This window comes from Rhodococcus sp. P4_B6, assembly GCF_056402215.1.
In genome coordinates this window covers 65,246-75,129 of the sequence record NZ_JBFUHV010000034.1, presented here as the reverse complement: position 1 = coordinate 75,129, position 9,884 = coordinate 65,246, and the positions used below count along the sequence as shown (strand labels likewise).

Genomic DNA, 9,884 nt, shown 5'->3' with positions numbered 1-9,884 from the left:
CTCCACTACCGCCGACGGGGGCCGCGCGCTGTTCGGCCTTGCCCAGGAAGGGATGACCATCAAGCAACTCGACTGGGTCAACCGGTGGGGTGTGCCCGGCCGATCCCTGACCCTGGACGTGCTCCTCAACGCGACCGTCATGGTCCTGGTGGGGCATCCGGTGAGCATCCTGCTGGCGAGCAATCTCGGCTACCTGYTGGCGATCATCCTGGGTTTGGCGGCCTTCATCCTGCTACGCAAAGATCGCCCGAACTGGCCGCGGCCGATTCGGCGGAGTAACGCGTGGATTCCGGTCGTGGCCGTCCTGGTGGTGTTCAACGTATTCATCACCGTGATCGGCGTCCTCAATCCCGAGCTTCTGGGCTACGGCGGCGCCCGGGAGTCCCTCGTCGCGGTGGCCGTCCTGCTGTTCTCGGTCGTGCTCTATGCGTATCGACGTGTTGTTCAAGACAAACTTCCAATGCTCTGGCGGCTCCCCGCTCCGGCGATGCCCCAGGGTGCCGACGCGCTCGCCCTCGAGCACGAGATGAAGCAGATGCGTTCCTCTCCTACCCGCTCGACGAACCGTGACCCAATGACGCCAACCGAACTCGAGAAGGGACGTCTGTGAGGATCCTGCGCGGACGATGACCGACCGGCAGGTTCCGGGCCGATACCGCGCTGGCCACGATTCCAGCCTCGGCATCGGGCGTGAGGTCACCAGTAGCTCGTAGAGGACGGTGCCCTCGCCATCGGGGTAGGCCCCGGTGGCGAGGGCACGCATCGAAGTGAAATCGACATTGAGGGACCGGATGAGAGTGGATGCGGAAGACGTGAAGTACTTCCACGTCGTAGCCGAAGCCAAGACCCTGGTCCGCGCCAGCCAGGAGCTGGGGGTTGACTACACAACCGTCAGCCGCCGAATCGGTCGGCTGGAAAAAGCGCTCGGAACCCGGCTGTTCAGCCGGAGTGGAACTGGCTGGAAGCTGACACCCACGGGCGAAGGTCTCCTGCCGGCAGCGCGCATGGTTTCCCTCGGTGTCGATGTGTTCGCGGACGGCGACCCGATCGTGTCGGGTCCGGAGGAATGGACCATCCTCGCTCCGGACGGGTTCGCCGCGGCCGTCCTGGCACCGCGCTGCGGACGCTTGATCGCCGAGAGCGGAGTCATCCTGCGTATCGTGACGGCAGATTCCCTGGCGAGCCGGGACGGGGTGTCCTTCGACGCGGCGGTGGTCCGCACCAAACCCACATCTACCCGGGTCAAAGTCCAAGAACTCGTTGCCTACGAGATCGGGCTCTACGCCACCGAGGACTACCTGCACACACACCCCACGATCGGACAGATCGAGGATCTGCAACAGCACGTCCTGTGCTGGTACGCGGAGGACCCTCTCGCAGCCGTGCCCGACTTCGCGGCTCTCAGACCGATGCTGCCCAACATCATTCGGTTACAGTCCAACAATCTCCTGGTACACGAGGAAGCCGCACTGGCCGGTGTGGGGATTGCCGTCATGCCCACCTACATCGCACGTAGACGCCCGTCCCTGGTCCGAGTTCTCCCCGAGGACGTCACATTTACCGGGCACTACTGGACAGTCCTGCCGGCCGCTCAGCTCCGTTGGGAAATCACCCGGAAGGTCCTGCAATTCCTTCGCGATGCCGTCGTCGACTCCGGTCTCGCCCCGTCCCCGGAAGAACAGCCACGTCGAGCGAACGAGAAGTAGACTCCGTCATGCGCGGCGCTGAGCCACTTGTGCATGGGATTGCACGCTCCACCGCCCCTGATCCCGGCAACAGGCTCGCCGGTTGGGCGAACATCGGCAGCTCGTGGAGCGCATTTACTTCCGGATCCGCGGCGACATCGACTCAGGTGACCCACGTGGCCCAGTGCGTAGGATGCACGGTATGACGTCGGCCGACCCTGAACTCGCCGACCACCGGATCCTGGCCGACACACTGACCGCCGAACGGCCACTGCATGCACTGGTGAACGCGCTACACGGGATCTCGGCCGCGCCGGTGGCCGTGATCGACCTACGCGGTGGCGTATTGGTCAGTGTGCCTGCGCGGACCGAGTGGCCGGCCGAAGAACTGGTCGCTGCCTCACCTCCGACCGGGGACGTGGTCGCCGACTGCGTGCTCCGGCCGGTGGAGCTGGAAGGCGAGCCGGTCGCCGTGCTGTGCGCGCGAGGACAGGACGTGCCCCCGGCGCTGTTCTCGTTCGCCGCGACGCTGGCCGGTATCGAACTGTCGCGCCGCCACGCCGTCTTGAGCGGACGACGGGAGCTACTCGGCCAGATCCTCGAGGACGTCATCGCCGGTCAGTCCAGCGAACAGGAGACCGCACGGCGGCTCGGCGAGCACGGCCTGGACGCCGGCAAAGCGCACGAGGTCGTCATCGGTTCGGTGGCCTGTCCGCCTCGGCGGCTCCGCTCCTACCCGTGGAACCTGCACACTCTACTGAGCCAGCAACACGACCCGCACCTGCGAGCAATCGTGGACGACCGCGTCGTCCTGGTCGTCCCGGAGGGAGCCGGACTGTTCGTGGCGCGGCTGTGCCACGACCACCTTTCCAGCCTGGGGTCGGATGCCCGTGTGGGGGTCAGCAAAGCGCGCGTCGGAGTACGTGGACTGCGGTTGGGCTACTTCGAGGCGCGTAACGCCCTCGCCGAGGGCTACGGTGTGCACGTGCACCGGATCCAGGACCTGGCTACAGCGCTGCTGATCGCCGGCATCGAAGCCGGTCTGCCACTGCGCGATCTGGCGGCCGAGGCACTGGCCCCGCTCCTCGAGTACGACCAGAAGCACGGCACCGCACTGGTGGACACACTCCGCCGTTACCTGGCCGAGGACGGAGCACCGGCGGCAACCGCCACGGCACTGTTCGTGCACCGCAACACCTTACGCAACCGGCTCCGACTGATCGAGGAGCTCACCGGCCGTGACATCGATTCGCCGAGCAGCCGCACCCATTTCTGGCTGGCCACGACCTGCTGGGAGCTAGGCTCCACCGCAGATCTGTCGTCACTTCTCGACGGGCGGGGACCACAATGACAGGCAGTGTCGGGATCACCTCGGACACCGTACTTTTCGTGGGCGGCGACACATCCGGCGGCCGGGCGTTCTACGCCCTGGCCATGGACCACGGGCGTGGCAGTGACGGCCCTGGGCAGCGTATCTCGTTCGTATCGGCTGGTGATGTACCGGTGCCACCGCAGGGATGTTGGGTACCCTGCTTCGGTACCGACGACCACGTGGCCGCCGGTCGCCGAGCACTCGACCTCGGGGCACGTCCGGCCGGCACCGTTCCCGTCGACGGCCGGGACCAACCCGTGTACTCCGCGCCCGACGGGGCGCTGTTCGGGCTGACCGACGTTCCCGGTTCCCGACCGCACAGTCAGCGGCTGGGAGACGTGGCCTTCGTCGACTTGTACACGCCGCTGGCCGAAGAGGCAGCAACCTACTACGCCCAGACGCTGTCCTGTCATTTGATCGACGAGCCGGCGCCCAGCCCGGGCAACTACCGCCTACTGGTGTCTGCGGATCGACCCGTGGCCGGTGTTGTGGACATGTTGGACGTCCTGCCTTCTGCCGTTCCGCCACACTGGATCCCGTTCCTACGGGTCCTCGATCTGGAAGCGGAGGTCGCACGCCTGAGCGACCTCGGTGCACGAGTCCGGGTGCCGGCCACCGACTCTGCGATGGGCCCGTTCGCCGTGCTCGTCGACCCGTTCGGGGTTGCCTTCGGGCTGCAGACCCCGGTCTCCGACGAACTCCTGAGGACATACGCCACCATCCGGAGATAACTGTGACCGTGCACAGAACGTGCGGCGCGAACTGTGCACGAGAATATGTTGACGGTCCGAAATAGTGATTAAGTTCATTGTCATCCATTCCAGCTCCCCCAATGATGGAGACGATGACATGACCACCGCCCTCCCGCCCGCACCCCTCACCGCTGATGCGCTGGATTGTGTGCTCCAGGAACACCTCTCCGACGCACGAACGCTTCCGGCGGAGGCCTACCTTTCACCCGAGGTCCTCGACTGGGAACGCAAGCACCTCTTGGAAGCTGCGTGGGTCTGCGTGGGGCGCAGCAACGACGTCGGCAAGCCCGGCGACCAGCGCGCCGTGCGGGTCGGGACCCAGGGCATCCTCCTGACCCGCGACGGTTCCGGCACCCTTCACGCCTTCTACAACGCGTGCCGACACCGGGGACACGAACTGTTGGCGGTGGACTCGTGCACCAACAAGCGTCTGGTGCAGTGCCCCTACCACTCGTGGGTCTACGAACTGGACGGCGAACTCCGCTCCGCGACGCGGTTCACCGGCACGGACAACTTCGCAACGGACGAGTGGCCCCTCATCGGGTTGCGCGCAGTCGAGTGGTTCGGCTGGATCTTCGTCAACGCCTCCGACGATGCCCCCGACTTCGGTGAGTGGGTAGGCAATCTGACCGATGTCGTCGCCCCCTGGGATCCCACGGACATGGTCGTCGGCGAGTCTCACAGCTATACGCTCCAGACCAACTGGAAATTGGTGATCGAGAATTACCTCGAGTGCTACCACTGCCCCTCGATCCACCCTGAGCTCTGCCGGGTCAGCCCGCCGGAGACCGCAATGGGTCTGCGGCACACCGGCATGTGGCTGGGTGGACCATTGGAACTGCGCGATGACGCGGAAACCATGAGCCTCGACGGCCGCAGCGGCGGGGAACGCATCGCCGGGATCAGCGACGAGCAGGCCCGTCGGACGATCTACTTCATGCTTGCACCCAACCTGCTACTGACCCTGCAGCCGGACTACGTAATGACCCACCGCCTGGTGCCGCTGTCTCCCGGTGAGACGTTCGTGGAGTGCTCCTGGCTCTTCCCACGGGAGGTGGCCGAACGCCCCGGCTTCGACCCCTCGTACGCCGCAGGGTTCTGGGACATCACCAATCGGCAGGACTTCGCAGCCTGCGAGTCCGTGTACCAGGGGCTGTTGGGCAACGGCTACCGGCCCGGGCCATTCGACGCGCGTGAGGACGGCGTCCGCGCCTTCCAGGCCCAGCTTGCTTCCGCATACCTCACCGGGCGCTGGGACATCGCGCAAACCATCACCTTCGGCGGCCGTGATGACCAGTGACGCCGAGTTTTCGCTCCAGGTCACCGCCGTCGCATCACCGGCATCGGGTGTGCGACAGGTGCGCTTGGAGCGTCACGACCGAACCGTGCTGCCCGAGTGGGAGCCCGGCGCACACATCGACGTGATGCTGCCGAACGGAGTTGTGCGCCAGTACTCGCTGTGCGGCGACCCGCAGGACCCGTCGGTCTACGAGATCGCGGTGCTGCGCGCGCCGCAGAGCCGCGGCGGCTCCGAATACGTGCACACCCGCTTGCGCGTCGGCGACGTCATCCCCGTGCGGGGGCCGCGGAACAACTTCGCCTTCGCTGCCCGGCGCCGGGCCCTGTTCATCGCCGGCGGAATCGGGATCACCCCGATTCTCGCAATGATCAGACGAGCTGAGCGCGAAGGCATCGATTGGACACTCGTCTACGGCGGGCGATCCCGTGACACGATGGCGTTCGCCAGCGAACTCGAGCGCTACGGAGACCGCGTGCAGCTGGTGCCCGAGGACGAGTTCGGGCTGGTGAACCTGCCCGGGCTGCTCGGCACACCGCTGCCGGACACCGAGGTCTACTGCTGCGGGCCCACCGGCCTGCTCGACGCCGTGCAGGCGCTGTGCAAGCCGTGGCCCGCCGGATCGCTCCACCTGGAACGGTTCTCGGGCACAGTCACCGACGGTCCGAACGATGCATTCACCGTGGTCGCCGAACGCAGTGGTGTGGCCTGCTCGGTGGTGCCGGGCCAGTCGATCGTGGAAGCACTGGCCGACGCCGGAATCATCGTCCCGACCTCCTGCGGAGAGGGCCTGTGCGGCACCTGCGAGACCAAGGTCCTCGACGGGGTGCCCGACCACCGCGACCTACTCCTCGGCGACGACGAGCGGGAGGCGGGCACGTCGATGATGATCTGCGTGTCCCGCGCCAAAGGCGAACGGCTGGTCCTCGACCTGTAGCGAGGTTGGGCGAGTTGGTTCGGCCAGCTACGCAGGCGTGGCCGGGCGAGGAATCGCGCGACCACGCCTGCACTCCCGTTTTGTCATGCTGGAAAGAACGGAGACGACGTGACCGAAGACGAACTGACCATGCTCGACTTCGCTGTCAAATGGGCACCTTTCGGAGGCGGAGACGACCACATACTTCCCGAGTTCGGCGTCCTCCCCACCGAGTTCTACCGGCGACTGCAAGCATTCCTCGCCTACTACCCCGGCGTGAACGACAGCGTCCGACGCCGGCTCGCCGAGTTGTGCACCCTCAAACTCCGCGCGGCACCGTCGCCGGCTCGAACACTCTGGCACCTCGGTAGATAGCAACCTCGGCGTACACACCCCGATCGAGACCCTGATGGTCCGCGCCGACCGCCTAAGGACTCGCGTGTGCTATTGGCTAACCCACAGCCGACGAACCCGGCAGACCTCGAGGGTGTAGCCGTGGGACCGTGCCGACCCAGTCTGCGCCAGACTCTGTCAGGTGGGAACAACGGAGATCCGGGGCGCCCTGGCCACCAGGCTCGTCGTCGCGCCCGAGATGTCAACCAGGCGTGGTCGGGATTCGGCAACATTGTCAGTGGGCGGGTTCGAAGCCCGCCAGCATCTGTTCGAGCGCGAACTGGTCGGGCCCGACGAAGGGATCGGCCTGCGGGGCCGCGGCGAGCATGTCGAGGTACTCGGCGGTGCGCCCCTCCGCCGGCGGCAGGTGAGTGCTGAGTATTCGCCGGGGGTCGAGATCCCGCAACGTCGACACGGTGGCCGAGAATTTGGCTTCGTCCACCGTGTGCACCCAGGGACTGTCCACGGTGGCCCACAGGTGCTGGGCGGCGCGAACCACGCTGGGAACGCAGTAGCCGACGTCGTCGGCGGTGGCGAGTTCGGCGGTCTCCATCGGGGCCCCGAAGCAGTCGGACGAGAAGTAGGTTCCGCTGCGGTCGTCGTAGCAGCCGACCGTGCTCGGATTGTCGAACAGCGGCGGCCGCAGCGCGGTCAGCCGGCGATCGCCGACGTCGAGGGATTGCCCCGGGTTGAGTAGGTACACCCGGTCCAACGGGACGGGCCGCTCGCACGACATGATGCCCACAGCGGCGAAGGTGGTGATCAGGCGCGCGTGCGGCGCCTGATCGAGCAAGTCGAACAGTGCGCCGGTGTGATCGCGGTCCGGGTGGGTCAACCACACCCATTCGACGTCGGCGGGGTCGAGCACGGTTCCGAGTGCGTCCATGAAGCCCCGGCCGGGCAGACTCAGTCCGGTGTCGATGACGACGGGCTCAGAGGCCAGCAGCACGTAGGCGTTCACCGGCAGATGTCCGATTCCGGGCACTTCCAGCGCGTCACCGAGAACCGCGATGTCGTGTCGTATTCTGTTGATACGCATGAGATTTCTCCTCACTGATCGTATTCGATACGGATCAACGACCTGGCGATCCCTGCCAGGTCGGCTGCGGAAGGGACGTATCCACGGGAAACCTTCAGTCCCAGTTCGAACGGCGAGGCCCCGTCGTCGAGAGCCGCCCGGAACGCTGCGCCGGCTTCGGCGGGCGTGACGTCGAGCAGCAGGGCACGGCCCCGTCGGACGCGGCCGCATCGGGTCACCGTCACGGCTGCACCACCGGCGAAGTTGAACCGCCACGGCCGTTCGGTGAAGATCAGCGTCTCACCGTCGACGTCGTGAAGGCATACCGGCACACGCAGGGTGCGGCCGGTGCGGCGCCCGGTGAACTCGATCAATCCCTGGCGTCGAATTCGCCGGCCCGACCACCGGGTCGTGAGCACACGCCGCACCACCGGATTCACGAGCCGCATCAGTGCGGGCGGCGGCGGACTCAGGCGGACGGTCGCGGTATCGGACTTGGACATGTCACCGACGCTATGCGCGGCGCGGCAGGGGTGCCATTCCATAAATGTGGTATTCCCGGCGGCCGATCCGGACTCGTACCATTGACGGGTGAGCGTGGATTCCATGCAGTGCGCGGCGGACAAGATCACACAATTGTGCGCCGCACCGCGCGGCCTGATCGCGTTGTGGCAGGACGCGTCGGAAGTCGTTGCCGGGGTTGTCCCCTACTTCTGGACACCCTGCTGGTTCACTCTCGACCCGGTGTCGTTGCTGATGACCAGCCATTACCACCTCGGCATGGACGAGTTCCCCGGCGAGTGGCTGGCCGCCGAGTACTACGAGGACGACGTCCAGTCGGTGCCCGGCGTGATGCGTTCGACCACTGGGCTTTCCACGCTGCACGATGCCGCCGGGGGCGATCCGTCGCACAGCCCGCGCTGGCGCAGGAACCGCACGCTCGGCGGAGATCAGGAGTTGATCGCCCGCCTCCGCACCCGCTCGGGCGAGACCTGGGGAGCGCTGTCCCTCTACCGCGCCGAAGGCATGCCGATGTTCACCGAATCCGAGAAGTCTTTTCTCGCAGAGGTTTCGCCGACCCTCGCCGGCGGCGCCCGCCGCGCACTGCTGTGCGGGCAGGCCGCGGAGCCGGAGTACTCCGATTCGCCGGGACTGATCGTGCTCGACGACCAGTGGGACGTCGAATCGGCCACCCCGGGTGTCGACCGGTGGATGGCGGACCTCCCCGGCGGAAACTGGGACCGAGGCGAGCTGCCGCCCGCGGTGATCACCCTCGCCGCCCGTGCGCTGCGCTCGGCAGAAGACCGCGATCACCTCGGCGAGGTCGCGCTCTCCCGGGTGCTCTCACGCTCGGGATCCTGGGTGGTGCTCCACGGTGCGTGCCTCTCCTCTACCGGGCGACGGCGGATCGCCGTGATCGTCGAACCCGCGCATCCGAGTCGGCTCCATCCCCTGTTGATGTCGGCGTACGGGCTGACCGAGCGGGAGAAGGAAGTCACCACTCTGGTGCTGCAGGGGGCGTCGACGTCGCAGATCTCCGCCGAACTTTCCGTGTCCGCGCACACCGTCCAGCAACACCTCAAGAGCATCTTCGAGAAGACCGGCGTGCACAGCCGACGAGACCTGGTCGGCACGGTGTTCTTCCACCACTACGAACCACGGTTCCGTGACAACGAGACGCGAGCGCTCGCCGACCGGCCGCTCCGGGGTGGGCCCTGGCCGACGGATCGTCGCCGCTGAGAGGGCTTCCTCAGATCCGCCGCATCACGGAGACCACCTTGCCCAGGACGACCGCGTCGTCGCCGTCGATGACGGTGTAGGCAGGGTTACGGGGCTCGAGGAAGACGTGGCCGTCGCGGCGCCGGAGCACCTTCACCGTGGCCTCGCCGTCGATCATCGCGGCGACGATCTCACCGGAATGGGCCTCGTCCTGGCGGCGCACCACGACGACGTCGCCGTCACAGATCGCGGCGTCGATCATCGACTCGCCGCGCACCCGCAGCCCGAACACGGTGCCGGAGCCGACGAGTTCGCGCGGGAGCGTCAGCATCTCGTCGGCATGCTCCTCCGCGAGGATCGGCGCGCCGGCCGCGATGTCGCCGACCACCGGCACCGTCACGTTGTTGTCGGACGAGCGTCCCTGCTTCGCCTCGGACAGGAACGGGCGCACGTCCAATTGCCGGGCCATCGCCGAGCCTCGCTGGAGAAAGCCCTTTTCCTCGAGACTCTTCAGGTGCTTGGACACCGACGACGTCGACCGCAGGCCCACGGCGTCCCCGATCTGCCTGGTGCTCGGCGAGCATCCGTGTGCCGCCACCCAGTCCCGGATCGTGGCCAGAATCCGCTGCTGGCGCGGTGGCAGGGTGGAGGCGTCGAGGCCACCGAACATGTCGAGATCGTCGTAATCGGTCACCCGAGGAATCGTAGGGGGTGACGACAACCCCTTCGGCA

The 9,884-nt window shown here is 66.7% G+C and carries 11 protein-coding genes; 8 read left to right on the top strand and 3 right to left on the bottom strand.

All coding sequences use genetic code 11. From position 1 onward, the window contains the following. The 7 genes from AC1DWT_RS18785 to AC1DWT_RS18755 form a co-directional block, all read left to right on the top strand. A partial coding sequence (locus tag AC1DWT_RS18785; protein WP_477921685.1) for an amino acid permease occupies positions 1-610 on the top strand: 610 nt, incomplete at its 5' end. Between the two features lie 181 nt (positions 611-791). Next, on the top strand, positions 792-1,706 hold the full coding sequence (locus AC1DWT_RS18780) for a LysR family transcriptional regulator (protein WP_083395706.1): 915 nt from the start codon (positions 792-794) through the stop codon (positions 1,704-1,706). Positions 1,707-1,887: 181 nt separating this feature from the next. Then, positions 1,888-3,036: a PucR family transcriptional regulator gene (locus AC1DWT_RS18775; protein ID WP_072947238.1), complete on the top strand. Its 1,149-nt coding sequence runs from the start codon at positions 1,888-1,890 to the stop codon at positions 3,034-3,036. Next, the gene (locus AC1DWT_RS18770; RefSeq protein WP_074933829.1) at positions 3,033-3,788 is read left to right on the top strand and encodes a VOC family protein; all 756 of its coding nucleotides are present in this window, start codon (positions 3,033-3,035) and stop codon (positions 3,786-3,788) included. Before AC1DWT_RS18775 ends, AC1DWT_RS18770 begins: the two co-directional genes overlap by 4 nt. A 118-nt stretch (positions 3,789-3,906) precedes the next feature. Beyond that, positions 3,907-5,109 carry an aromatic ring-hydroxylating oxygenase subunit alpha gene (locus AC1DWT_RS18765; protein WP_072947240.1) on the top strand — a complete coding sequence of 401 codons (1,203 nt, stop codon included), beginning with the start codon at positions 3,907-3,909 and terminating at the stop codon, positions 5,107-5,109. Continuing rightward, positions 5,099-6,043 carry a PDR/VanB family oxidoreductase gene (locus tag AC1DWT_RS18760; RefSeq protein ID WP_206013958.1) on the top strand — a complete coding sequence of 315 codons (945 nt, stop codon included), beginning with the start codon at positions 5,099-5,101 and terminating at the stop codon, positions 6,041-6,043. Before AC1DWT_RS18765 ends, AC1DWT_RS18760 begins: the two co-directional genes overlap by 11 nt. 108 nt (positions 6,044-6,151) lie before the next feature. Further along, positions 6,152-6,397, top strand: a complete 246-nt coding sequence (locus AC1DWT_RS18755) for a hypothetical protein (RefSeq protein WP_072947242.1) — start codon at positions 6,152-6,154, stop codon at positions 6,395-6,397. Between the two features lie 253 nt (positions 6,398-6,650). Here the strand turns inward: AC1DWT_RS18755 and AC1DWT_RS18750 are convergent, their stop codons facing one another. Then, positions 6,651-7,454 (bottom strand): MBL fold metallo-hydrolase, encoded by an 804-nt coding sequence (locus AC1DWT_RS18750; protein ID WP_206013959.1) that lies wholly within the window; start codon positions 7,452-7,454, stop codon positions 6,651-6,653. Between the two features lie 11 nt (positions 7,455-7,465). Next, positions 7,466-7,936: a grhN gene (locus AC1DWT_RS18745; protein ID WP_241031389.1), complete on the bottom strand. Its 471-nt coding sequence runs from the start codon at positions 7,934-7,936 to the stop codon at positions 7,466-7,468. 103 nt (positions 7,937-8,039) lie between these two features. On the opposite strand from AC1DWT_RS18745, the gene AC1DWT_RS18740 reads away from it, so the two are divergent. Further along, on the top strand, positions 8,040-9,173 hold the full coding sequence (locus tag AC1DWT_RS18740) for a helix-turn-helix transcriptional regulator (RefSeq protein ID WP_206016079.1): 1,134 nt from the start codon (positions 8,040-8,042) through the stop codon (positions 9,171-9,173). Between the two features lie 10 nt (positions 9,174-9,183). Here the strand turns inward: AC1DWT_RS18740 and lexA are convergent, their stop codons facing one another. After that, on the bottom strand, positions 9,184-9,846 hold the full coding sequence (gene lexA / locus AC1DWT_RS18735) for a transcriptional repressor LexA (protein ID WP_072947245.1): 663 nt from the start codon (positions 9,844-9,846) through the stop codon (positions 9,184-9,186). Positions 9,847-9,884 lie beyond the last annotated feature (38 nt).

Excerpts from the sequence above, each read along its gene's own strand:
- AC1DWT_RS18780 (WP_083395706.1), top strand. The coding sequence starts at position 792 with ATGAGAGTGGATGCGGAAGACGTGAAGTACTTCCACGTCGTAGCCGAA.
- AC1DWT_RS18775 (WP_072947238.1), top strand. The coding sequence starts at position 1,888 with ATGACGTCGGCCGACCCTGAACTCGCCGACCACCGGATCCTGGCCGAC.
- AC1DWT_RS18770 (WP_074933829.1), top strand. The coding sequence starts at position 3,033 with ATGACAGGCAGTGTCGGGATCACCTCGGACACCGTACTTTTCGTGGGC.
- AC1DWT_RS18765 (WP_072947240.1), top strand. The coding sequence starts at position 3,907 with ATGACCACCGCCCTCCCGCCCGCACCCCTCACCGCTGATGCGCTGGAT.
- AC1DWT_RS18760 (WP_206013958.1), top strand. The coding sequence starts at position 5,099 with ATGACCAGTGACGCCGAGTTTTCGCTCCAGGTCACCGCCGTCGCATCA.
- AC1DWT_RS18750 (WP_206013959.1), bottom strand. The coding sequence starts at position 7,454 with ATGCGTATCAACAGAATACGACACGACATCGCGGTTCTCGGTGACGCG.
- AC1DWT_RS18745 (WP_241031389.1), bottom strand. The coding sequence starts at position 7,936 with ATGTCCAAGTCCGATACCGCGACCGTCCGCCTGAGTCCGCCGCCGCCC.
- AC1DWT_RS18740 (WP_206016079.1), top strand. The coding sequence starts at position 8,040 with ATGCAGTGCGCGGCGGACAAGATCACACAATTGTGCGCCGCACCGCGC.